Raw genomic sequence first — 21,365 nt, forward strand, 5'->3', positions numbered from 1 at the left:
TTGACAGCAAGCAAGCTGCGGGAAAGCATGCCCGCCGAACGTCCGGCGGCCGGGAGCGAGCATGCGGGCGGGCGTCGCAACCAGACGGGGAGGAAGACCCATGCGCGGCTTTCGCGGACTAGTCCTGGGCATTGCCATGTCGATCGGCGCCATTGCCGGCGCGCGCGCCCAGGCCGTCGAGATCGAGTATTGGCAATATGTGTTCGACGCCCGCATCAAGGCGATGAACGAGCTGATCAAGCGCTTCGAGGCCGCCAATCCCGGCATCAAGGTCAAGCACACGACCTTCCCTTATGCCGACTACCAGACCAAGATCGCCGCCGCCGTCCCGGCCGGCCAGGGGCCGGACGTGGTCCAGCTCTATTATGGCTGGCTCGACAATTTCGTCGGCGCCAAGTTCATCCAGCCGCTGCCGCGCGACGCCTTCCCGCACGACGTGATCGAGAAGGAATTCTACCCCATCGTCCAGACGATGAAGCGCGACGGCGAGTATTACGGCCTGCCGACGGCGGTGCGCACGCTGGCGCTGTTCTATAATAAAAAGCTGTTCCAGGAGGCCGGGCTCGACCCGAACAAGCCGCCGCAGACGCTCGACGAGTATCTCGAGGCCGCCAAGAAGACGGTGAAGCGCGACGCTGCCGGCAACATGCTCTCGGCCGGCGCCGTGATCGACATGCCCGGCCAGGACCTGCACTGGTGGCGCGAGGTGCTGCTGCGCCAGATGGGGGGCAAGCCCTATTCCGACGACAACAAGACCGTCGCCTATGACAGCGAGGCCGGCGCCAAGGCGCTGAACTGGTATGCCGACCTGCAGCGCATCCACAAGGTCGGCCAGGCCGGCTTCATGGACGAGGGCCAGGCCGCCTTCCGCGCCGGGCGCGCCGCGATGACGGTCGACGGCTCGTTCCGCCTCGGCGCCTTCGGCGGCATCAAGAACTTCGAATGGGGCGTCGCCGAGCTGCCGGCGAGCGCCGACGGCAAGCGCTCGAACTTCGCCAGCTACTGGGTCAACGCCATCACCGCCAAGCCGACCGGCGCCAAGCTCGAGGCGGCCAAGAAGTTCATGGCCTTCACCACCTCGCCGGAAGCGATGCAGGTCTGGCTCGACATGGTCGGCGAGCTCCCGGCCCGCAAGGCCGCGGCCGAGACAGAGAAGAACCTCGCCCACCCGATCTATGGTCCCTTCCTCAAGGCACTGAACTACTCGCAGGCGACGGTCTTCGTCGACGAATTGGCGCAGCGCCAGGTCGGGCTCGACATGGCCAACCGGGTGTTCATCCAGAACCAGGACGCCAAGGCCTCGCTGGCCGAGGCGGCCAAGGCCGAGCAGGCGATCCTCGACCGCTTCTACAAGAAGTGATGGCGCAGGACGCGATCGCGACAGCCTGAAGCATTCCGACACGGCAGGACGCGCCATGACCGCCGACACCGACGTCGCCCGCTCCGGCGGGCGCCTCTGGCAGGGCCTCACCTTGCAGCAGAAGCAGGTGGTCTGGGCCTGGGGCTTCCTTGCCGTGCCGATCCTGTTCTACGGGCTAATCCGCTTCTACCCGACGGTCGAGGGTTTCATCATCTCGACCACGAACTGGAACCTGATGAATTCGCCCTCCTATGTCGGGCTGGCGAACTTCAAGCGGCTGATGGCCGATCCGGTGTTCTGGCAGGTGTTCCGCAACACCTTCCTCTATCTGATCATCGGCGCGCCGCTCAGCCTCGTGCTCGCCTTCACCATCGCCTACCATCTCGACCGCGTCCGCTTCATGCATGGCTTCATCCGGGCGCTGTACTTCCTGCCCTTCCTGACCACGGCGACGGCGATGGCCTGGGTCTGGCGCTGGTTCTACCAGCCGGTGCCGATCGGCCTGATCAACGACCTGCTCTCGTCCGTCGGCCTGCCGCAGCAGCCCTTCCTGCGCTCGACGACGCAGGCGCTGCCGGCAGTGCTGGCACCGGCGATCTGGGCCGGGCTCGGCTTCCAGGTCGTGATCTTCCTCGCCGGCCTGCGCGCCATCCCGACGACCTATTACGAAGCCGCCCGCATCGACGGCGTCTCCGACTTCGCCATCCTCAGGAAGATCACGCTGCCCCTACTCAAGCCGACGATCATCTTCCTCGTCGTCTTCTCCTCTATCGGCTTCCTGCGCATCTTCGACCAGGTCTACAACATGACCAGCGGCGATCCCGGCGGCCCGCTCAACGCGACCAAGCCGCTGGTTCTGATGATCTATCAGACCGCGTTCTCCTCCTTCGACATGGGCTATGCGGCGGCGCAGACCGTCGTGCTCTTCCTCGTCCTGCTCAGCATCTCGCTGGTGCAGCTGCGCCTGCTGAGGGACCGTTGATGACCGGCGCCGCCCTCTCCCCGCGCTTCGCCCCGGGGCGCGTCATCGCCTGGCTGCTGCTGCTCGCCGGCGGCCTCCTGATGCTGACGCCGCTGCTTTTCATGTTCTCGACCTCGCTGAAGGACTCGGCCGACATCTACGACCTCCGCCTGATTCCGGCGGCGCCGACGCTCGACAACTACCGGACCGTGCTCTCGGACGGGCGCTTCCTGCGCTGGTTCTGGAATTCGCTGGCGATCGCGACGATCGTCACCCTGTCGAACGTCTTCTTCGACAGCCTGGTCGGCTACACGCTCGCCAAGTTCCAGTTCCGCGGCCGCTATCTTGTCTTCCTGGCGATCCTCTCGACCCTGATGATCCCGACGGAGATGCTGGTCATCCCCTGGTACGTCATGGCCAAGAACTTCGGCTGGCTCGACAGCTATTGGGGCATCATGTTCCCGGGCATGATGACCGCCTTCGGCACCTTCCTGATGAAGCAGTTCTTCGAGACCGTGCCGACCGACTTCCTCGAAGCGGCGCGCGTCGATGGGCTCAACGAGTTCACGATCTTCTGGCGCATCGCCCTGCCGCTGGTCACGCCGGCGCTCTCGGCCCTGGCGATCTTCACCTTCCTGAGCAACTGGACCGCCTTCATCTGGCCACTGATCGTCACGACCAGCAAGGAACTCTACACGCTCCCGGTCGGGCTCGCCTCCTTCGCAGTCGAATCGCAGATCCAGTGGGAGCTGATCATGACCGGCGCCGCGCTCGCGACGCTGCCGACGCTCGCCATCTTCCTGCTGCTGCAGCGCTACATCGTCCGCGGCGTCGTGCTCGCCGGGCTCAAGGGATGAACACGATGACCACCCATACCGATCCGCGCACGACCGATAAGTCCGTCTTCCCCGATCCGGTCTACAAGGAGACGGTGCTGCGCCCGCTCTTCGACGCGGTGAAGACGCATCATGTCGCGGGTTTCCGCGCCGTCGACCGCGCCCATCTCGTCATGCTGGCCGAGACCGGCATCCTGTCGCGCGAGACGGCATCCGGCATCGCCCGCGCCCTGAGCGAGATCGAGCGCGAGATCGACCCGGCGACGCTGAGCTATACCGGCGAGGTCGAAGATTATTTCTTCCTGGTCGAGGCCGAGCTGCGCAAGCGCCTGAAGCCCGACGACAACGGCCGCCTGCACACCGGCCGCTCGCGCAACGACATCGAGCACACCCTGTTCAAGCTGGCGCTGAAGCCGAGGCTCGACAGGCTCGCGGCGCAGCTGCGCGCCCTGATCGCGGCGGCGCTGACGCTGGCCGAGCGCGAGAAGGAAACCCTGATCGTCGCCTATACGCATGGCCAGCCGGCCCAGCCCTCGACGCTCGGGCATTACCTCTCCGCCGCGATCGAGGTGATGCTGCGCGACCACCAGCGCCTGATGCAGGCGCGCGAGCTCATCGATCTCTGCCCGCTCGGGGCGGCCGCGATCACGACCTCCGGCTTCCCGCTCGACCGTCACCGCACCGCCCAACTCCTCGGTTTCAAGGCGCCGCTGCAGAATTCCTATGGCTGCATCGCCGCGGTCGATTACGTCACCGGCGTCTTCGGCGCGGTCGAGCTGGTCTTCCTGCATCTCGGCCGGCTGATCCAGGACCTGCAGTTCTGGACCGCCTTCGAGGTCGGGCAGGTCTATGTGCCCAATGCCTTCGTGCAGATCTCATCGATCATGCCGCAGAAGCGCAATCCGGTGCCGATCGAGCATCTGCGCCACCTCGCCTCGCAGAGCGTCAGTCGCGCCCGCATGGTCCGCGACATCGTCCACAACACGCCGTTCACCGACATGAACGACTCGGAGGGCGAGACCCAGGAAGCCGGCTACCAGACCTTCGAGAGCGGCGGACGCGTGCTCGACCTGCTCGCGGCGCTGCTGCCGGCGCTCTCGGTCGACAGCCGCCGCGTCGCCGAGACGATCCGGCGCTCCTGCATCACCATCACCGAGCTCGCCGACACGCTGGTGCGCCAGGAAGGCCTGTCCTTCCGTGCAGCGCACGAGGTCGCCTCCGCCGTGGCGCGTGCGGTCGTCGCTGCAGATGGCGACCTGCCGCGCGACGGCTACGCGCCTTTCGCCGACGCCTTCCGCCATGCCGCCGGCCGCGAGCCTGCTCTCAGCCGCGAGGACTTTGCCATCGCCGTCTCGCCCGAGAACTTCGTCGCCCTGCGCGAGCGCTTCGGCGGGCCGGGGCCGAAGGTGCTGGGCGAGGCCCTCGCCGGCTATCGCGGCGAGCTCGCCGCAGCCGAGGATGCCGCCACCGCGATCGCCCGGCGCGAGGAGGCAGCTCGCCGCGAACTGGACGCCGCCTTCACCGCCCTCGCAGGAGCCGCCTGATGGCCGGGATCGCGATCGACAAGCTGGTCAAGCGCTACGGCACGACGCAGGTCGTGCACGGCATCGACCTCGACATCCAGGACGGCGAGTTCGTCGTCTTCGTCGGCCCCTCCGGCTGCGGCAAGTCGACGACCCTGCGCATGATCGCCGGGCTCGAGGAGATCAACGACGGCACGATTTCGATCGGCGGCCGCGTCGTGAACCGGCTCGAGCCGAAAGAGCGGAACATCGCCATGGTGTTCCAGAACTACGCGATCTACCCGCATATGAGCGTCGCCGAAAACATCGCCTTCGGCCTCTACACCTCCCAGCTCGACAAGACCGCCAAGCGCAAGCGCGTCGAGGAGGTCGCCGAGGTGCTCGGCCTGACCAAGCTGCTGGAGCGCCGGCCCTCCGCCCTCTCCGGCGGCCAGCGCCAGCGCGTCGCCATCGGCCGCGCCATGGTGCGCAACCCCGCCGTCTTCCTGTTCGACGAGCCGCTCTCCAATCTCGATGCGCAATTGCGCGCGCAGATGCGGCTCGAGATCAAGCGCCTGCACCAGCGGCTGGGGACCACCATCGTCTTCGTCACCCATGACCAGGTCGAGGCGATGACGCTGGCCGACCGGATCGTGGTGATGCGCGACGGCCATATCCTCCAGGTCGGCGCGCCGATGGAGCTCTACGAGAAGCCGGCCGATGTCTTCACCGCCCGCTTCATCGGCTCGCCGACGATGAACATCATGCCGGCGAAAGCTACCGACGGCACGCTGCAGCTCGGCGAGACGCCGATGGCATGGCCTGCCGCGCTCCCGGCCGATGTGCTCGTCGGCGTCCGGCCGCAGGAACTGCGCGTTCTGGGCGAGGGCGAAGCCGCCGATCTCACCCTCGCCGGCACGGTGGCCGTGGTCGAGCCGCTGGGGCCCGAGACCTTCGTCCATGTCGAGGCCGAAGGCAGCTTGCTGCTCGCCTCGGCCCCGGCCAAGCATCCGCCCGCCGTCGGCAGCGCCGTCCGGCTCGGCGCCTCGGCCGCGGGCTTGCGCCTGTTCGACGCCAAGAGCGAGCGCGCTCTGTGACCTCGCGGCGGTCACGACCGGACGGGCTCGTCCTCAGCACCGGCCGGCTCTATTGCGACCTCGTCTTCCGCGGACTCACGGCAATGCCGCACCTCGGCGAGGAGCGCTTCGCCGACGATCTCGCGATCGTGCCCGGAGGCGGCGGCTTCATCACCGCAGCCCATCTTGTCGGGCTGGGCCGGCCTGCCGCCTTGCTGGCGCGCCTCGGCGAAGACCCGCTCTCGCAATCGCTCCTGCCGGCGCTCGCGCGCAGCGGCGTCGAGCTCGGCTTCCTCGAGCGCGCTCCTGACGCCGGGCCGCAGCTCACCGTCGCGATGGTGCAGGATGGCGAGCGCGCCTTCCTCTCGCGCCGCGCCGGATCGGCTCGCCCGGCGACGCTGCCCGCCGCGCTCGGCGATGTCCGCGTGGCCCATCTCCATATCGCCGAATTCGCGACCTTGGCCGAGATCCCGCATCTGGTCACCGATGCCAGGCATCACGGCCTCACCGTCTCGCTCGACCCGAGCTGGGACGATGCGCTGATCCGCTCGCCCGATCTCGTCGCACTCTGCAACGGCGTCGACATCTTCCTGCCGAACGCCTCCGAAGCGCGTGCGATCGCCGATTGCGACGATCTCGACACGGCTGGCCGGCGGCTCGCCCAGCACTTCGCACTGGTCGTGATCAAGGATGGGGGCGACGGCGCCCGCCTCTACGAAGGGCGAGAGAGCCTCGCGCTCCCGGCTGCGCCCTGCCAGGGCGTGCTCGACACCACCGGCGCGGGCGATGCCTTCAACGCCGGCTTCCTCGCGGCCTGGCTCGGTGGGAGCTCCCCCGAACGCGCCCTCGCCGAAGGTATCGCCTGTGGTACGCTCTCGGTCCAGAGTGTCGGCGGCGCCGGCCATGAGCTCGATCCGCGCCAGGTCGCCGCTGTCGCCGACCAACTGCTTGAAGAGCCTCTGCGCCGCCATGGTTGAAGCCCTGCTCACTCGCGAGGCGGCCGAGGCCGCCGCCGTCGCACGCCGCCAGCGCGCGGAAAATGGCGCAATCATCGCCGATCTCGTCACACGCCTGCGCATCAAGCGCCCGGCCTTCGTCGCGACCTGCGCGCGTGGCTCCTCCGACCATGCCGCGAGCTATGGCAAATACCTGATCGAGCGCACGCTCGGCCTGCCCGTCGCCTCGCTCGGCCCCAGCCTCGCCTCGGTCTATGGCGGTGAGCTCGACCTCTCCCGCGCCGTGTTCATCGCCGCCTCGCAATCCGGCCGCAGCCCCGATGCCTTGCTGCTGACCGAGGCGGCGAAGCGGGCCGGAGCGCTCGTCGTCGGCTTCGTCAACGACGAAGCCTCGCCCCTCGCCGGCATGGTCGACGTGCTCGTACCGCTGCGGGCTGGGACAGAACGGAGCGTCGCCGCGACCAAGAGCTTCCTCGCCACCTGCCTCGCCTTCCTGCATCTCGCGGCCGAATGGGCGCAGGACGAAGCCCTGTACGCCGCCCTGGCAAAGGCACCCGCGGCCTTCGATGCCGCCGGGCGCTGCGACTGGACGCCGGTCCTGCTCTCCTGGCGCGAGGCCAGCAGCCTCTATGTGATCGGCCGGGGGTTGTCCTTCGGCATCGCCCAGGAGATCGCGCTCAAGTTCAAGGAAACCTGCCGGATCCATGCCGAGGCCTTCAGCGCCGCAGAGGTGCTGCACGGGCCGCTCGCTCTGGTCGGACAGGGGTTCCCGGCGCTGGCGCTCGATCCCGGCGACGAAGGCAGCGAGAGCGTGCGCGCCGCGGCCACGGCCTTCTCTAGCCTTGGTGCCGATCTGGCCTATGCCGGCGGCGGCGCGGGACAGAATCTGCCTCTGCCGCCGGACTTGCCGACCGCCTTGCTGCCTCTGGCGCAGGTTCGCGCCTTCTATGGCGCGCTCGCGACGCTTGCTGAAAGCCGCGGCCTCGATGCCGACCGCCCGCCTCACCTCTCCAAGGTGACGCGGACGGTCTGATCAGTTCTCATTTGCCGAGCACCAGGTTGGGCAGCCAGGTCGTCAGTGGCGGCCAGAACGTCACCGCGAGCAGCACGCCAAGCAACGGCAGCAGCCAGGGCACGATCGCACGTGACATCGCCTCGAACGAGATCTTGGCGATCTTCGATGTCACGAAGAGTACCACCCCGACCGGCGGCGTGATCGTGCCGATCATCAGGTTGAGCACGAAGATCAGGCCGAACTGGATCGGATCGATGCCGAACTGCGCCGCAGCCGGCGTCAGGATCGGGATCAGGATCAGCATGGCCGCCAGCGCTTCCATGAAGCAGCCGACGAAGAGCAGCAGCAGGTTGACGATCAGCAGGAAGACCAGCGGATTGCCGGCGAGGTCGACCAGCATCGGCCCGACCGTCTGAGGGATGCGCGAGATCGACAGGCACCAGCCGAGCGCCGCCGCCGTCATCACCAGCGCCAGCACGACGCCGGTGGTCTCGACCGTCTGAACCACCAGCTCCGGCAGGTCGTTCAGCGAGAAGCTGCGGTAGACGAACAGGCCGAGCACGATCGCATAGGCGGTCGCGACCGCGGCCGCCTCGGTCGGCGTGAAGATGCCCGCCATCATCCCGCCGAACAGGATGACGGGCGTCATCAGCGCCCAATGCGCCTCCTTGTAGGCGACCCAGAGCTGCGCCGCGCCGGGGAAGGGATGGCGCGGCAGGTCGCGCTTCCTCGCGACATAGACCACCATCGCCATCAGCGCGCCGGCCATGAGCAGGCCAGGGATCACGCCGGCGAGGAAGAGCCCGCCGATCGAGACGTCTGCCGAAACGCCGTAGATAACCATCGGCAGCGAGGGCGGGATGATCGGCCCGATCGTCGCGGAAGCGGCGGTGATCGCCGCCGCCGTCTCCGGATCATAGCCCTCGTCCTGCATCGCCTTGATCTCGAGCGTGCCGACGCCGCCGGCATCGGCCACCGCCGAGCCCGACATGCCGGCGAAGATCACGCTAGCGAGGATGTTGGCGTGGCAGAGCCCGCCGCGCAGCCAGCCGACGCAGGCCGTGGCGAAGGCGAAGATCCGGTCGGTGATCCCCGCCGAATTCATGATGTTGCCCATCAGGATGAAGAGCGGGGCCGCCAATAGCGGGAAGGAATTGGCGGACTGCGCGATCTTCTGCGGCACGATGCCGAGCGGGAAGCCACCGAAGAAGGCGAAGGCCGCCGCCGCCAGCCCCATCGAGACGAAGAGCGGCACGCCCATCAGAAGGGCGATGAACCAGACCGGCAGGATCTGCAGCATCAGGGTGCTCATAGCGGCTGCGTCCCGGGCTCGGCGGTGTCGACCTTGCGGCCGGCGATGACGTCGCCGATCTCGGCCAGCGCCTGCAGGATGAGGGCGAGGCCGGCGAGCGGCATCACCACGTAGAGCGCCGCGCTCGACACCGGCAGCGCAATCGAGTCGACATCCCAGGTCCGCTCGATCAGCCCGAAGGAATAGCGGATCAGGATGGCGGCGAAGAGGATGATCGATCCTTGCGTCACGAGTTCCAGCAGCCGCCCGGCCGGCTTCGGCAGCAGGTCGGCGAAGACAGTGATGCGGATATGCGAGCGCCGCCTCGCCGCGATGATCCAGCCGGTGAAGCCGGTCCAGACGAGAAGGTATTGCGCAAGCTCATCGGTCCAGGCCAATGGGGCATTGAGCTGGCGCGAGGCGACGCCGAGCAGGACCGCGACGAGCAGCGCCAGCAAGAGCCCGACGGCTGCGGCGCGGACGAGGCGGTCGGTGAAGGCGACGAGGGATTTCATGAGCGTCCACCATGGGGGCGCGGCGTCCCCTCTCCCGGATGGGAGAGGGGTAGGGGTGAGGGACCGCCGCTGATTGCTGGGGTACGAAGGTGCCGCGGCGCCTTCTGCGGTGAGGGCAGGCCCTCATCCCTGCCCTTCTCCCACACGGGAGAAGGTTTCCCTGCGCCCATCACGACTGTCGAAGCGCCCGTCACAGCGCCGCGAGCGCGTCCCAGGTGCCCTTGCCCCATTTGCTCTCGAACTGCTTGGGCAGGCTCGCCAGCACCGGCTTGCTGAAGCTTTCGAGATCGGGCTCGGTGACGCTCATACCTGCCGCCTTCAGCGTCGCGACGAGGCTGCCCTCCTGGCTCGCCAGCTCGGCATCCTGCCAGGCGACCCCATTGGCGATGGCGGCTTCCAGGATCGTCCGGTCAGCGTCCTTCAGCCCCTTCCAGAAGTCCTGGTTGATGACGATCAGACGCGGCGTGATGATGTGGCCGGTCAGGATCAGGTGTTTCTGCACCTCCTGCAATTTGGCGCTGTGAATGGTCGGCAGCGGATTCTCCTGCCCGTCGACCGCGCCCTGGCTCAGCGCCAGATAGAGCTCGTTGAAGTTGACCGGCGTCGCCTTGGCGCCCCAGGCCTCGACCATCGCGCGGAAGGTGTCGACCGGCGGGACGCGCAGCTTGAGGCCGGCGACATCCGCCGCGCTCTTCACCGCCTTGGAGCCGGTGGTCAGGTGGCGCTTACCGTAATAGGTCACCGCCGCCATGCGCAGGCCGCGCTTCTTGATCAGCTCCTCGTTCATCTGGGTGAAGACCGGCGCCTTGGCGACCTTGGCCATATGCGCCGGGTCGCGCCACAGATAGGGCGCCTCGACCACCGAGAGCTGCGGCAGGAACGAGCCGAGCGCCGCGGCGCCGTCCGTCGTCATGGTCAGCGCGCCAGAGGCGACCGACTCCATCATGTCCTTGCCGGAGCCGAGCTGGCCGGCGGGGAAGGATTGGATGTCGACACTGCCGGATGTCTTCTCCTTCACCTCCTTGGCGATCCGGTCGACCATCTGCACCTGCGGATGCGTGGTCGGCAGCATCTCGCCCCAGCGCAGCACGGTGGCCTGCGCGCGCAGCACGGTCGGCATCGCGATCATGGCGCCGGCCGCAGCCGAGCCGGCGAGAAAGGCACGTTTCGTCAGCTTGGTCATCGTTGCTCTCCTCCCTGAGCGGCCGGTTTTCCGGCTCGCCGTTCCAGCGCCTGGTTTCGATCGGCGCCTGATCGCTGGTCAGTAGCTCATCGCCCGCGTCCGGGCGTTGTTGATATGGGTGCTCATCTCGGCCGCAGCCGCCTCGGGATCGCGCGATTCGATCGCGGCGATGATCTTGAGATGGTCCTGCATCACCGGGATCAGGATATGGTTCTGGATCCGCGTCTCGTATTGCCGGATCAGCCTGATCTTCAGCCAGGTGACGCGGAAGGCCTGGCTGACGATATCGTTGTCGAGATGATCGATGATCGCCTCGTGCATCAGCCGGTCGACATCCTCGGCATCCTCGATCAGCGTCTCGTCGCCGCCGGCCTCGGCGCGGCCGATGATCGCTTCGTGGCGCCGGCGCTGCTCGGCAATCTCTTCGTCGGTCGCGGTCCGGGTATAGGCGGCCGTCGCCTCCTTCTCGAGGAAGAGGCGGAACTGGAAGGCGTTGCGGATCAGGTTGAGGTCGACATGGGCGACCTGCATGCCGCGCTGCGGCACGGTCTTGATCAGCCCTTCCGCCTCCAGCCGCGGGATCAGCTCGCGGATCGCCCCGAGCGGGAAGCCCGTCATGGCGACGAGCTCGCGCTGGGTGACGAACTGGCCCGGCCGGATCTCGCGGGCGAGCAGCCGCTCGGTGAAGCTGGCATAAGCCCGCTCCCTAAGCTTCAGCGGCTCGCCGTCGCGGTCCGGCTCGGACTGGCTCATCGCGTCCTCCTCAGGCCGCCTTGGCGCGGGTGATCCGGTCGAAGGCGGCGAACAGCGCCTTGCGCTGGCCTTCGTCGAGCGCAACCAGCGGCGCCCGCATCGGGCCATAGCCGGCGTCGCCGTGGAGATGGCCGACCAGCGCCTTGACCGCCGGCAGCACCGGATAGGAGCAGATTTCGTCGACGAGCGCGTTCACCGTGGCGTCCTCGGCGCCCTCGTAGACGACCGGGCGCAGCAGATGCGGCACCAGATTGGCGACGCCGCAGATCGAGCCCTGCGCGCCATTGCGCACGGCCCTGCCGAGCAGGCGCTCGTCGCCGACCAGGATGGCGAGTTCGCCATGCGCCTTCAGGAAGGCTTCCGTCGTCGCATAGTCGCCGGAGGAATCCTTGATGCCGGTGACGATGCCCGGGAAGGCCTTCTTGAGCCGCTCGACCAGGCCGATCGAGATCTCGACCGCCGTCACCGAGGGGATGTGATAGAGGATGGTGTCGCGGGCGGAGCTCCCCAGCTTCTCGAAGAACTGCGAGAACCAGGCATAGAGCCCCTCATCGCCGACGCCCTTGAAGTAGAACGGCGGGGCGACCAGCAGGCCCTTGGCGCCGACGTTCAGCGCGGTCTGCGCCTGGTCGACCGCCTCGTGCAGCGAGGCGGCGGCGACGCCGGCATAGATCTGCCTGGCCGGGTCGATGCCGGCGCCGACCAGAGCGCCGAGCATGGCGGTGCGGGCCGGGCTGCCGAGCGCCGCGCCTTCTCCGGTCGTGCCGAACAGTGTGACGCTGTCGCAGCCATTGGCGAGGACATGCCTGGCGTGGTGGACGAGCCGCGGCAGGTCGATGGCGCCGCCTTCCCGCATCGGCGTGGTGATGGCGCAGGAGAGGCCGAAGCGGTTGGGGTTCAGAGCCATTGCAAAGTGTCTTTCCGTGAGATGAGCGATCGAGGCGTTGAAGGGGTCGGGCGCGCAGCAAGATCGGCGCCAGCGATGTCAGCCATCCTTGAGCCCTCCGGCGGAAAGGCCGGCGACGATCTCGCGCTGGGCGAGGACTGTCAGCAGCAGGAAGGGCAAGGTCACGAGCAGAGCGGCGGCCGCGAGCGGGCCCCAGGAGATCTGCTCGAAGGTCAGCGAGTTGTAGACGGCGGACGGGAGCGTGCGGCTGGCCTTGCCGCCGAGCACCACCGAGAAGATGAAGTTGTTCCAGGAGAAGATGAAGGCGAGGATGCCGCCGACGACAATGCCGGGCCGCGCCAGCGGCAGCGCGACATGGCGGAAGGCCTGCCAGGTGGTGGCGCCGTCGATGCGGGCGGCGTCCTCCAGCTCCATCGGCACGTTCTCGAAGTACCCGATCATGATCCAGACGATGATCGGGATGGTGATGACGAGATGGGTGATCACCAGCGCCGTCACCGTGCCGACGAGGCCGGTGATCTGGAAGAGCAGGAAGAGCGGGATCAGGTAGGACAGCGCCGGCGTCATCCGCGCGACCAGGATCAGGATCGCGAACTTGTGGGCCTTGCCGCGGGCGATGCCGTAGCCCGCCGGCACGCCGACTGCGAGGCCGACCAGCACCGCCCCGCCCGTCACCAGGATCGAGTTCCAGAGATAGAGCGCGAAATTGTTCTTCTCGAACACGTCGAGATAGTTGGCGAAGGTCGGCGGGTTCGGGATGAACACCGGCGGGAAGGCGGTGTTGTCGAGCTCGTTCTTCAGCGAGAGCGAGATCATCCAGAGGAAGACTAGTACCGCCGGCGAGACCAGCACGAAGACGGAGGCGTAGAAGCCGAATTTGGAGAGGAACCGCTTCATCACGCGTTCCACTTCGACTTCTGGCGCGCATAGAGCAGCAGCAGCGACAGCATGATGATGATCACGAAGAAGATCACCACGACCGCGGAGGCGTAGCCGATCTTGTAGAACTGGAAGGCCTGCAGATAGAGGAAGATGTTGAGCGTCTCGGACGCCGTCCCGGGGCCGCCCTGGGTGATCACGAAGATCGTGTCGAAGGCCTTCAGCGCGTCGATTGTGCGGATCACGATCGCGACCATGATGAACGGCCAGACCAGCGGCAGCGTGATGTGCCGGAACATGTGCCAGGCATTGGCGCCGTCGATCAGCGCGGATTCGTAAGGCTCGCGCGGCAGGCCCGCGAGGCCGCCGAGCACGATCAGCATGACCAGCGGCGTCCAGTGCCAGACCTCGACCAGGATCAGCGTCGGGATCACCGTGTTCGGCGAATAGACCCAGGCCTGCGGACCGATTCCGACGAGCGAGAGCAGGTAGTTCAGCACGCCGAGCTGGGGGTGGAACATCATCGTCCAGACCAGCGCGACTGCGACCGGCGTCGCCATCATCGGCATGACGAAGATGGTGCGCAGCAGCCCCCGGAACGGGAATTCGCGATGGAAGACCAGCGCCGCGGCCGTGCCGAACAGGATCGGCAGCACGACTGCGAGCACCGTGTAGTAGAAAGTGTGCCCCATCGACTCGATGAAGCGCGCATCGCGGAAGAGCTCGGCGAAGTTCTGCAGGCCGACAAATTCCGGCCCGCCGCCGATCTTCCAGTCCTGCGTCGACATATAGAGCGTGAACAGCCAGGGGAAGACGATCACGCCGGCGACGATCAGCACCGCCGGCAGAGAGAACAGCCAGTAGCGCGGGGTGAAATCCCGCGAGTCGGCCGCAGGAGCTTGCGCCGGGCTCGTCAGGCTACTGGCTGGCAAGGTTGTGCTGGTCATTATCTGCTCTGGAAACTCACGCCGTCATGCTCGCCCTTGTGGCGAGCATCCACGTCTTGAACTCAGGCCAGCCCGCAGGAAGACGTGGATGGTCGGGACAAGCCCGACCATGACGCGTCTCATGGCTGGCCGGCCAGCCTCAGCCCTGCTCGCTCTTGGCCAGCACCGGTGCGAAGGCTTCCGTCGCTTTCTTCAGCTCGGCCGCGACATCGGCGCCGCCGATCGCATTGGTCAGCGCCACCCCGAAGACGTCGCGGAACTCGGTGACCGGGACGATCTGCGGCAGTGCGGCCCGGGCGATCTTGGCCGAGTTCAGCAGGCAGTCGAAATACTGCTTGCCGAATTTCGAGGCCTCGATCGTCGCCGTGTCGAGATAGGCCGAGGAGCGGGCCGGAGCGCCGGCGCCGGCCTTCAGCATGGCGAGCTGCTGCGCCTTGTTGGTGATGAACTGGATATAGAGCCAGGCCGCCTCCTTCTTGGCGGAGCCGCGCGAGATGCCGATGCCGTCGCCGAACATGCCGGCATGATGCGCCTTCGGCCCGGGCGGCGTGACGCCATAGCCGACCTTGCCGACGATGCGCGACTTGCTGGGATCCTCAAGCGGCGTCGCAAAGCCGATGCCGTCGAGCCACATCGCGGCGCGGCCCTGCATGAAGGTCGTCTGGCATTCGTTCCAGTTGAAGCCGACGGAGCCGACCGGCCCGGTGTCCTTGTTGAGCTTCTTGTAGAGCTCGGCGGCCCAGATCGCCTCGGGCGTATCGGTCAGGAGCTTGCCCTCGGCCGAGGTGGTCTCGATGCCCTGGCCGAGCACCAGGCAGGCCCAGACCGGCACATTGGCATTCTTCAAGCCGCGAGAGACGAAGCCTGCGACGCCCTTGGCCGGGTCGTGCAGCTTGGCGGCGGCAACCGCCATCTCGTCCATGCTCTTGGGATAGGCGACGCCCTTCGCGTCGAACAGTTCCTTGTTGTAGTAGAGCATCCAGTAGTCGACGAAATAGGGCAGCGTATCGAGCGCCCCATCGGCCTGGCGGGCATAGGCCACGGCGCCGGCGCCGAAATCCTCGAAGTTGAAGTCGGGCGAGGTCAGCGAGGCGTCCTTGATCATCGGCGAGAGGTCGGCGAACCACTTGCCCTTGGCGGCCATGCGCTTTTGCACATGCAGCGAGATCGCGCTGACGTCGAAGCTCGGCTTGCCGGAGGCGAACTCGATCACCGCCTTCTGGCGCTGCTGCTGCTCCGGCACCTGCTCGGAGGAGACCTTGATGCCAGTGAGCTCGGTGAACTCCTTCTCGGCGGCCTGGAACAGGTCCGAGCGCGGGTTCTTGACGAGCAGGACGTCGATCGACTGGCCGGAGAAGCGCTTCCAGTTGAAGGCGGCCTGGGCCCGCGCCTCGCGCAATACCAGCGGCGAGGCGATGGCGCCGGTGGCGCCGAGCGCGGCGGCGCCGCGCAGCAGGCCACGCCGTGTGGGCTTCAAGATCTCGGTCATGGATGTCCTCCCCTGGACTGAATGCGCGGCCGTTTCAGGCCGTCTTGATCCGGTTCCGGCAGGTGAGCTCAGCATGGCCACGCCTACCGGAATGGTGCGCACGCTAGTCCGGAACGAATGCGGTTGCAAGCTAACATGTTGACGTGCACATAGTCATGCACCACGACCGTGCACCCGAGCTTCAATGACGACTTCCACGCTTCCCGTTCGACCGCTCGGCCGCTCCGGCCTGGAGGTCACGACGCTCGGTTTCGGCGGTGCGCCGCTCGGCGATCTCTATGCCCATCTCGACGAAGCCGGCGCGATCGCGACGGTCGAGACGGCGCTCGCCTCCGGCATCAACCTGATCGATACCTCGCCGCTCTATGGCCATGGCCTTTCCGAGCACCGGATCGGCGCGGCGCTGCGGCGCTCCGGCCGAAAGGACGTGGCGATCTCGACCAAGGTCGGCCGCGTCGCCGAGCCCTTCGCCGGGCGCGGCAACGGTTCCGGCTATCTCGGCGGCCTGCCGCACGGCCTGCGCTTCGACTATACCCATGACGGCACCATGCGCTCGCTGGAGCAGTCGGCGCTGCGCCTCGGTGTCGACCGCATCGATGTCGTGCTGATCCACGACGTCGACGTCTGGACCCATGGCAAGGACGCAATCGAGGAACGCTTTGCTCAGGCGATGGACGGCGCCTATCGCGCCCTCGACACGCTGCGCGCCGCTGGCGCGGTCAAGGCCATCGGCGTCGGCGTCAACGAAGCCGAGATGTGCGAGCGCTTCGCTCGCGCCGGCGATTTCGACACGATGCTGCTCGCCGGGCGCTACTCCCTGCTGGAGCAGCCGGGGCTCGCCTCCTTCATGCCGCTGGCGCGGGAGAAGGGCATAGGCCTGATGCTCGGCGGCGTCTTCAACTCCGGCATTCTCGCCACTGGCCCGATCGCCGGTGCCAAGTACAACTACCAGCCGGCACCGCCCGCGGTCCTCGCCCGCGTCGCGGCGATCGAGGCGGTCTGCGCCCGCCATGGCGTGCCGCTGCGCCGCGCCGCGCTGCAATTCCCGCTCGGCCACCCGGCGGTGGCGAGCCTGGTCATGGGCGCGGTCAAGCCGGAAGAGGTCGCCGATCAGGTCGCCGAGCTCTCAGCGCCGGTTCCAGCCGCCCTCTGGACAGAGCTGAAAGCCGAGGGCCTGCTCGGCGCCGATGTCCCGGTTCCGGTCTAACCTCATGCGCATCGACGCCCATCAGCATTTCTGGAGCCTCGCCCGCGGCGATTATGGCTGGCTGACGCCGGCGCTGGGCGTCATCCATCGTGACTTCGGTCCCGCCGACCTCGCACCGCTCCTTGCCGTCCACGACATCGAACGCTCCATCCTGGTGCAGGCGGCGCCGACCGAGGCCGAGACCGCCTATCTGCTCGACATCGCCGAGAAGACACCCTTCGTCGCCGGCGTCGTCGGCTGGACCGATTTCGATGCGCCTGATGTAGCGGAGCGTATCGCCACCTTGGCGGCCGACCCGCTGCTCGTCGGCCTGCGGCCCATGGTCCAGGATATCCCCGACGACGGCTGGCTGGCGCGTCCTGAGCTGACATCGGCCTTCGAGGCGATGATCGCGAACGGGCTCGTTTTCGACGCGCTGCTGAAGCCACGCCATATCGCGGCGATGATCACCGTATTGGAGCGGCATCCCGATCTCGCTTGCGTCATAGACCATGGCGCCAAGCCCGATCTCGTCAGCGGCGACCTCGCTGGTTGGCGCACAGGCATTACGGCGCTCGCGGCGGATCCCCGCCTGACCTGCAAGCTCTCCGGGCTGGTCACCGAGGCCGGCCCGGACTGGACGCTGGAAACGCTCCGGCCGGTCGTCGAGCACCTGCTAGCGACCTTCGGTCCGGAGCGCTTGATCTTCGGCAGCGACTGGCCCGTGGTGACGCTGCGTGCCTCCTATGCGCAATGGGTCGAGGCGGCGGAAACGCTGCTCGCCGGCCTCACGGAAGCGCAGCGCATTGCCGTCTTCGGCGGCAATGCCGCAAAGCTCTATCTCTCGCAGCGCGGACATAACTGATGCTGATCGTCATTGCGAGGAGCGTCAGCGACGAAGCAATCCAGGGGCGGCAGGGCGCCGCGCCAAGTCTTCCTGGATTGCTTCGCTGCGCTCGCAACGGCGGTGAAGCGTACCAAGGGTGACAGTCACATGCTGAAGAATATCGACCCGGTCCTCTCCGCCGACCTGCTCTGGGTGCTCGCGGCGATGGGCCATGGCGATGACCTCGCCCTGGTCGACGCCAACCACCCAGCCGAAAAGATCGCCCGGGCCACCACCAGCGGTCGGCTGGTGCGCCTGCCAGGTCTTTCCATGGCGCGGGCAGCGCGCGCCATCCTCTCGGTGCTGCCGATCGACGATTTCGAGCCACAGCCGGCACGGCGCATGCTGGTCGTCGGCGATGCCATGGCGATTCCCGAGGTCCAGACACAGGTCCAGGCCGAACTCGACCAGGCGCTCGGCCGCCCCGAGCCGCTCGGCGGCATCGAGCGCTTCGCCTTCTACGAAGCGGCCAAGCAGGCTTTCGCGGTGGTGCAGGTCGGCGATCCCCGCCCCTATGGCTGCTTCCTGTTCCGCAAGGGCGTGATTGCCGGCGAGCCCGGCTGAGCGGCTCAGGCCTGGCCGATCAGGCCGAGGATGCCGCCGACGATCGCGATATTGGCGACGAAGCCGTTGATGCGGTTAGCCCGGTCCGGGCCCTGATGATCCCAGAAATTGTTGAACATCGGCGTCGCCACCACCAGGAAGGCGAGCAGCATCAGCGCGGCCAGCGGGACCTTGGTGCCACAGACGATCATCAGCCCGGCGATGATCTGCAAGACGATACCGAGCCACAGGGTGACGGCCGGCAACGGCACGCGGCGCGCGCCGATCAGGCTCACCAGCAGGCTCCTGTTGACGATATTGCGCAGGCCGGCGAAGGCGAAGGCCCCGCCCAGAAGCAGCCGCCCTGCGACGGCGGCGCTCTCTGCGCCAGCCAGAATGGTGTCCGTTGCCATGTCCGTCCTCGTCCGGTGAAGCGCGCTTCACAGGACGGCATGGCCGCTGCAGCGCTCTCCAGCAGGACGAACCGGCTCGGCGAGATGTGACATGCCAGCCGAATTTTTGTTCGGCGAATGCGAGTTGCCGTTTCGGCCGGCAACGGGAGCTAGGGCTTCGCGCCGGCCGCTCCCGGCAGCGAGATGACCTTGCCGTCTGGCATGATGATGTCGCCAGGCTTCTGGCCCGGTCCGCAATCGCCCACACGCTTGGCCTCGACCACGAGCTTGCGCTCGACCGGCCCGGCCTGTCCAGGCATGCCGGTGAGCGTGGTGGTGCCTTCGGTGCGCACGGTCGCCTGAAAGTCACCGGTGACGGTACTGCTGCCGACCGCCTTGATCTGGCCGATCGCGCACTCGGTCGCAACCGCGTAGCCGGTCGCGGTCTTCGTCACCTCCATCTTCGAGCAGGCGGCGCCTGCCATGCCGCCGACCATGGCGCGGTCAGTGCCAGCACCGACACATTGCTTGGCGCTGGTCTCGCCCTCGGCGCTCGTCGACTTGCTTTCCCAGAGACCCGGCTTGCGCTGCGGAAGCTCGTCGGCGAACGCCGGAACGGCCCCGAGAATGCTGGCTGCGATGGTGATGGCAATTGCCCTCATGCTGAGACTCCTCGGCTGCCCGTAAGGATCGATTCGGGGCAAGACAGAGCGGCAGCGAGAGGCGATTTTAGGGCGGCGGGCCTAGCGCATCGAGCAGCCGGCAAGCTGCCGTCGACAATGGTGCCCCTGGCCGGGATCGAACCAGCACTCCTTGCGGAACTCGATTTTGAGTCGAGCGCGTCTACCAATTCCGCCACAGGGGCCCTTTTCAGGCGGGGCGGACTATAGCGATAGCCGAAGGCCGGTCAATCTCGCGTGAACGGCTTTTCCAACGACGTCGCGGCCATGGACGGACGGCCCGGCGCCCGCTAGATCGCCATGCGTCCTTTCGGACGCAAAATGGCGATCTATCACTTTGTCATGCATCGGATTGCCTCCGAAAAGCGGTTTCCGTTTTTCGGTCCGATGCTCTAAGGGCCGGCGATGTTCGAACGCCTCTATCTCTGGACGCTCTCGCTTGCCGCCCGCCGCAGCGCGCAGGTCTGGCTCGCCGTCGTCGCCTTCATCGAGAGCTCCTTCTTCCTGATCCCGGCCGACGTGCTGTTCGTGCCGATGGCGCTGGCCAAGCCGCAGCGGGCCTATCGCCTCGCCTTGATCGCGACGGTGTTCTCGACGCTCGGAGGCATAGCCGGCTATGCGCTCGGCTATTGCGCCTTCGACGCGCTGGCGCGGCCGGTGCTCGCCTTCTACGGCAAGCTCGGCGCCTTCGAGCAACTGCGCGCCTGTGCCACCCCGGACATGACTCTGCTGCTGCTCACCACCTCAGGCCTGGCACATCTGCCGCCGATCAAGGTGGTGACGATCCTGGCCGGCGCCGTCCATATCGGGCTCGGCTTCTTCGTGCTGTCCTGCGTCATCGCCCGCGGCGCCCGCTTCTTCGCCCTGGCCTTCCTGCTACGCCGCTATGGCGAGACGATCCGCCACTTCATCGAGAAGCGGCTGAAGCTGATCGCGCTCGGCGGTGCCGCCCTCCTGATCCTGCTCTATTTCGGCCTCAAGCTGCTGACAGGCTCGGGCCAGCTCCTCTCCTGCTGAGTGTCGCCATGCCCGGCCCTGCCTCGCGGCTCCTTGCCGATCCCCGCCGCCTGATCGCACTGATCGGGCTCGCCAGCCTCGCCCTGATCGGGGGTGCCTGGTTCTTCGAGCTCGTCCTGCATCTGCGGCCTTGCAAGCTCTGTCTCGAACAGCGGGCGCCGCATTACGCCGTGATCGGCCTCACGACGCTCGCACTGATCTTCGCCCGCTCGCGCCGTCTGCAGATCGCGGTGCTGATCGTCCTCGCCCTGCTGATGGCCTGGAGCACCGGGCTCGGCGTCTATCATTCCGGCGTCGAGTGGGGGGTCTTCGCCGGGCCGAACGATTGTGGCGGCACGCCCGCCCCGGCGGCCGCCGGCGTCCAGGACCTGATGAAGCAGCTGCAGACGACCCGGATCGTCTCCTGCACGGAGGCCGCCTGGCGTTTCCTTGGCCTCTCCCTCGCCGGCTGGAACGCGCTCGCCTCCCTCGGGCTGCTGGCCGTCGCCCTGCTGGGACTGAGGAATGCTGCGCAACGCCTCGATCGATCGCCGGCCTGAGTCGGCCCAACGATCTCGGTCAAGGCCCGGGCGACCGGACGCCGTCATCCCCAGCAAACTGCAGGGCAGCCGTTTTCCTGTCTAAAGGCCGCGTCCCGCCTCGATTTTTTTGGTCGCCGGAAGAGCGTCGGCGGATCGCCATGCGACGATCTCGTACGATCAGCGGTTGGAATAGCCGCGCGAATCATCTGTATTGCCGACAGGATTCAGATGCTCGGACCGCATTGTTGATGCGCAGCGGACGGTAGGCTCGCGTTAACCTGTATTAATCGATGGTCACCATATGACGATGCCGACCAGACATGGACCGGCGCGCCGATGAACGTCGCAGGACAGGGTCCGGCCATACGTTCCGCGCGGCGCCATCCGCCACGGAAGCGCGCGGCGATATCTGTCGCGACCATTGGCCTGTGCCTGGCCATAGCTGGATGCGGCGAACAGAGACTTGCCGA

Annotated in this window: 22 protein-coding genes and 1 tRNA gene; 12 read left to right on the forward strand and 11 right to left on the reverse strand. The window is 67.1% G+C overall.

What is annotated here, in order from left to right:
* Nucleotides 1–100 precede the first annotated feature (100 nt).
* From CXY91_RS19745 to CXY91_RS19775, 7 genes are read left to right on the forward strand one after another with little or no spacing between them, the layout of a single operon-like run.
* Complete coding sequence (locus CXY91_RS19745; protein ID WP_100962913.1) at nt 101–1,360, forward strand: extracellular solute-binding protein; 1,260 nt, start codon at nt 101–103, stop codon at nt 1,358–1,360.
* Nucleotides 1,361–1,415: 55 nt separating this feature from the next.
* Nucleotides 1,416–2,342, forward strand: a complete 927-nt coding sequence (locus CXY91_RS19750) for a carbohydrate ABC transporter permease (protein WP_100962914.1) — start codon at nt 1,416–1,418, stop codon at nt 2,340–2,342.
* A complete protein-coding gene (locus CXY91_RS19755) occupies nt 2,342–3,178 on the forward strand; it encodes a carbohydrate ABC transporter permease (protein ID WP_100962915.1) in 837 nt (278 codons plus the stop codon). Before CXY91_RS19750 ends, CXY91_RS19755 begins: the two co-directional genes overlap by 1 nt.
* Nucleotides 3,179–3,183: 5 nt before the next feature.
* Nucleotides 3,184–4,701, forward strand: a complete 1,518-nt coding sequence (locus CXY91_RS19760; RefSeq protein WP_100962916.1) for an argininosuccinate lyase — start codon at nt 3,184–3,186, stop codon at nt 4,699–4,701.
* The gene (locus CXY91_RS19765; RefSeq protein ID WP_100962917.1) at nt 4,701–5,756 is read left to right on the forward strand and encodes an ABC transporter ATP-binding protein; all 1,056 of its coding nucleotides are present in this window, start codon (nt 4,701–4,703) and stop codon (nt 5,754–5,756) included. Before CXY91_RS19760 ends, CXY91_RS19765 begins: the two co-directional genes overlap by 1 nt.
* Nucleotides 5,753–6,712 (forward strand): carbohydrate kinase family protein, encoded by a 960-nt coding sequence (locus CXY91_RS19770; protein WP_248307563.1) that lies wholly within the window; start codon nt 5,753–5,755, stop codon nt 6,710–6,712. Before CXY91_RS19765 ends, CXY91_RS19770 begins: the two co-directional genes overlap by 4 nt.
* Nucleotides 6,639–7,724, forward strand: coding sequence for an SIS domain-containing protein (locus CXY91_RS19775; protein WP_199777513.1), 1,086 nt, complete (start codon nt 6,639–6,641; stop codon nt 7,722–7,724). The genes CXY91_RS19770 and CXY91_RS19775 overlap by 74 nt, the downstream gene beginning before the upstream one ends.
* Nucleotides 7,725–7,731: 7 nt before the next feature.
* Here the strand turns inward: CXY91_RS19775 and CXY91_RS19780 are convergent, their stop codons facing one another.
* The 8 genes from CXY91_RS19780 to CXY91_RS19815 all read right to left on the reverse strand — a co-directional run bounded on the left by CXY91_RS19780 (nt 7,732) and on the right by CXY91_RS19815 (nt 15,670).
* A complete protein-coding gene (locus CXY91_RS19780; RefSeq protein ID WP_100962919.1) occupies nt 7,732–9,018 on the reverse strand; it encodes a TRAP transporter large permease in 1,287 nt (428 codons plus the stop codon).
* Entirely contained in the window at nt 9,015–9,512 is a 498-nt protein-coding gene (locus CXY91_RS19785) for a TRAP transporter small permease (protein WP_091832996.1), read from the reverse strand. Before CXY91_RS19785 ends, CXY91_RS19780 begins: the two co-directional genes overlap by 4 nt.
* 190 nt (nt 9,513–9,702) lie before the next feature.
* A complete protein-coding gene (locus tag CXY91_RS19790; RefSeq protein WP_100962920.1) occupies nt 9,703–10,695 on the reverse strand; it encodes a sialic acid TRAP transporter substrate-binding protein SiaP in 993 nt (330 codons plus the stop codon).
* A 78-nt stretch (nt 10,696–10,773) separates the two neighbouring features.
* Nucleotides 10,774–11,448, reverse strand: a complete 675-nt coding sequence (locus tag CXY91_RS19795; RefSeq protein WP_091832988.1) for a GntR family transcriptional regulator — start codon at nt 11,446–11,448, stop codon at nt 10,774–10,776.
* A gap of 10 nt (nt 11,449–11,458) precedes the next feature.
* Nucleotides 11,459–12,355, reverse strand: a complete 897-nt coding sequence (locus CXY91_RS19800) for a dihydrodipicolinate synthase family protein (protein WP_100962921.1) — start codon at nt 12,353–12,355, stop codon at nt 11,459–11,461.
* 78 nt (nt 12,356–12,433) lie between these two features.
* Nucleotides 12,434–13,252: a carbohydrate ABC transporter permease gene (locus CXY91_RS19805; protein ID WP_100962922.1), complete on the reverse strand. Its 819-nt coding sequence runs from the start codon at nt 13,250–13,252 to the stop codon at nt 12,434–12,436.
* Nucleotides 13,252–14,181 (reverse strand): carbohydrate ABC transporter permease, encoded by a 930-nt coding sequence (locus CXY91_RS19810; RefSeq protein WP_091832977.1) that lies wholly within the window; start codon nt 14,179–14,181, stop codon nt 13,252–13,254. Before CXY91_RS19810 ends, CXY91_RS19805 begins: the two co-directional genes overlap by 1 nt.
* A gap of 139 nt (nt 14,182–14,320) precedes the next feature.
* Nucleotides 14,321–15,670, reverse strand: a complete 1,350-nt coding sequence (locus CXY91_RS19815) for an ABC transporter substrate-binding protein (RefSeq protein ID WP_091832973.1) — start codon at nt 15,668–15,670, stop codon at nt 14,321–14,323.
* 184 nt (nt 15,671–15,854) lie between these two features.
* On the opposite strand from CXY91_RS19815, the gene CXY91_RS19820 reads away from it, so the two are divergent.
* From CXY91_RS19820 to CXY91_RS19830, 3 genes are all read left to right on the forward strand, one after another.
* Nucleotides 15,855–16,877, forward strand: a complete 1,023-nt coding sequence (locus CXY91_RS19820) for an aldo/keto reductase (protein WP_100962923.1) — start codon at nt 15,855–15,857, stop codon at nt 16,875–16,877.
* A gap of 4 nt (nt 16,878–16,881) precedes the next feature.
* Entirely contained in the window at nt 16,882–17,721 is an 840-nt protein-coding gene (locus CXY91_RS19825; RefSeq protein WP_100962924.1) for an amidohydrolase family protein, read from the forward strand.
* Between the two features lie 129 nt (nt 17,722–17,850).
* Nucleotides 17,851–18,306, forward strand: coding sequence for an RbsD/FucU family protein (locus tag CXY91_RS19830; protein WP_100962925.1), 456 nt, complete (start codon nt 17,851–17,853; stop codon nt 18,304–18,306).
* A gap of 5 nt (nt 18,307–18,311) precedes the next feature.
* On the opposite strand, the gene CXY91_RS19835 is transcribed toward CXY91_RS19830, so the two are convergent.
* The 3 genes from CXY91_RS19835 to CXY91_RS19845 all read right to left on the reverse strand — a co-directional run bounded on the left by CXY91_RS19835 (nt 18,312) and on the right by CXY91_RS19845 (nt 19,542).
* Nucleotides 18,312–18,698, reverse strand: coding sequence for a DoxX family protein (locus tag CXY91_RS19835; protein WP_100962926.1), 387 nt, complete (start codon nt 18,696–18,698; stop codon nt 18,312–18,314).
* A 149-nt stretch (nt 18,699–18,847) separates the two neighbouring features.
* Nucleotides 18,848–19,339 carry a DUF3617 domain-containing protein gene (locus CXY91_RS19840; protein WP_100962927.1) on the reverse strand — a complete coding sequence of 164 codons (492 nt, stop codon included), beginning with the start codon at nt 19,337–19,339 and terminating at the stop codon, nt 18,848–18,850.
* Nucleotides 19,340–19,457: 118 nt separating this feature from the next.
* Nucleotides 19,458–19,542 (reverse strand) — tRNA-Leu (locus CXY91_RS19845).
* A 220-nt stretch (nt 19,543–19,762) separates the two neighbouring features.
* Here CXY91_RS19845 and CXY91_RS19850 point away from each other — a divergent pair.
* Nucleotides 19,763–20,374: a YqaA family protein gene (locus CXY91_RS19850; protein ID WP_100962928.1), complete on the forward strand. Its 612-nt coding sequence runs from the start codon at nt 19,763–19,765 to the stop codon at nt 20,372–20,374.
* A gap of 8 nt (nt 20,375–20,382) precedes the next feature.
* Nucleotides 20,383–20,913, forward strand: coding sequence for a disulfide bond formation protein B (locus CXY91_RS19855; RefSeq protein WP_100962929.1), 531 nt, complete (start codon nt 20,383–20,385; stop codon nt 20,911–20,913).
* Nucleotides 20,914–21,365 lie beyond the last annotated feature (452 nt).

Origin of the sequence: Allobosea sp. FBZP-16, assembly GCF_002831785.1 — a bacterium.
In the GTDB taxonomy this organism is placed as follows: domain Bacteria; phylum Pseudomonadota; class Alphaproteobacteria; order Rhizobiales; family Beijerinckiaceae; genus Allobosea; species Allobosea lupini.

What these genes read in the sequence shown, in the direction of transcription:
- CXY91_RS19745 (WP_100962913.1), top strand. Translation starts at nt 101, where the DNA reads ATGCGCGGCTTTCGCGGACTAGTCCTGGGCATTGCCATGTCGATCGGC.
- CXY91_RS19750 (WP_100962914.1), top strand. Translation starts at nt 1,416, where the DNA reads ATGACCGCCGACACCGACGTCGCCCGCTCCGGCGGGCGCCTCTGGCAG.
- CXY91_RS19755 (WP_100962915.1), top strand. Translation starts at nt 2,342, where the DNA reads ATGACCGGCGCCGCCCTCTCCCCGCGCTTCGCCCCGGGGCGCGTCATC.
- CXY91_RS19760 (WP_100962916.1), top strand. Translation starts at nt 3,184, where the DNA reads ATGACCACCCATACCGATCCGCGCACGACCGATAAGTCCGTCTTCCCC.
- CXY91_RS19765 (WP_100962917.1), top strand. Translation starts at nt 4,701, where the DNA reads ATGGCCGGGATCGCGATCGACAAGCTGGTCAAGCGCTACGGCACGACG.
- CXY91_RS19775 (WP_199777513.1), top strand. Translation starts at nt 6,639, where the DNA reads ATGAGCTCGATCCGCGCCAGGTCGCCGCTGTCGCCGACCAACTGCTTG.
- CXY91_RS19780 (WP_100962919.1), bottom strand. Translation starts at nt 9,018, where the DNA reads ATGAGCACCCTGATGCTGCAGATCCTGCCGGTCTGGTTCATCGCCCTT.
- CXY91_RS19785 (WP_091832996.1), bottom strand. Translation starts at nt 9,512, where the DNA reads ATGAAATCCCTCGTCGCCTTCACCGACCGCCTCGTCCGCGCCGCAGCC.
- CXY91_RS19790 (WP_100962920.1), bottom strand. Translation starts at nt 10,695, where the DNA reads ATGACCAAGCTGACGAAACGTGCCTTTCTCGCCGGCTCGGCTGCGGCC.
- CXY91_RS19795 (WP_091832988.1), bottom strand. Translation starts at nt 11,448, where the DNA reads ATGAGCCAGTCCGAGCCGGACCGCGACGGCGAGCCGCTGAAGCTTAGG.
- CXY91_RS19800 (WP_100962921.1), bottom strand. Translation starts at nt 12,355, where the DNA reads ATGGCTCTGAACCCCAACCGCTTCGGCCTCTCCTGCGCCATCACCACG.
- CXY91_RS19805 (WP_100962922.1), bottom strand. Translation starts at nt 13,252, where the DNA reads ATGAAGCGGTTCCTCTCCAAATTCGGCTTCTACGCCTCCGTCTTCGTG.
- CXY91_RS19810 (WP_091832977.1), bottom strand. Translation starts at nt 14,181, where the DNA reads ATGACCAGCACAACCTTGCCAGCCAGTAGCCTGACGAGCCCGGCGCAA.
- CXY91_RS19815 (WP_091832973.1), bottom strand. Translation starts at nt 15,670, where the DNA reads ATGACCGAGATCTTGAAGCCCACACGGCGTGGCCTGCTGCGCGGCGCC.
- CXY91_RS19820 (WP_100962923.1), top strand. Translation starts at nt 15,855, where the DNA reads ATGACGACTTCCACGCTTCCCGTTCGACCGCTCGGCCGCTCCGGCCTG.
- CXY91_RS19825 (WP_100962924.1), top strand. Translation starts at nt 16,882, where the DNA reads ATGCGCATCGACGCCCATCAGCATTTCTGGAGCCTCGCCCGCGGCGAT.
- CXY91_RS19830 (WP_100962925.1), top strand. Translation starts at nt 17,851, where the DNA reads ATGCTGAAGAATATCGACCCGGTCCTCTCCGCCGACCTGCTCTGGGTG.
- CXY91_RS19835 (WP_100962926.1), bottom strand. Translation starts at nt 18,698, where the DNA reads ATGGCAACGGACACCATTCTGGCTGGCGCAGAGAGCGCCGCCGTCGCA.
- CXY91_RS19840 (WP_100962927.1), bottom strand. Translation starts at nt 19,339, where the DNA reads ATGAGGGCAATTGCCATCACCATCGCAGCCAGCATTCTCGGGGCCGTT.
- CXY91_RS19850 (WP_100962928.1), top strand. Translation starts at nt 19,763, where the DNA reads ATGTTCGAACGCCTCTATCTCTGGACGCTCTCGCTTGCCGCCCGCCGC.
- CXY91_RS19855 (WP_100962929.1), top strand. Translation starts at nt 20,383, where the DNA reads ATGCCCGGCCCTGCCTCGCGGCTCCTTGCCGATCCCCGCCGCCTGATC.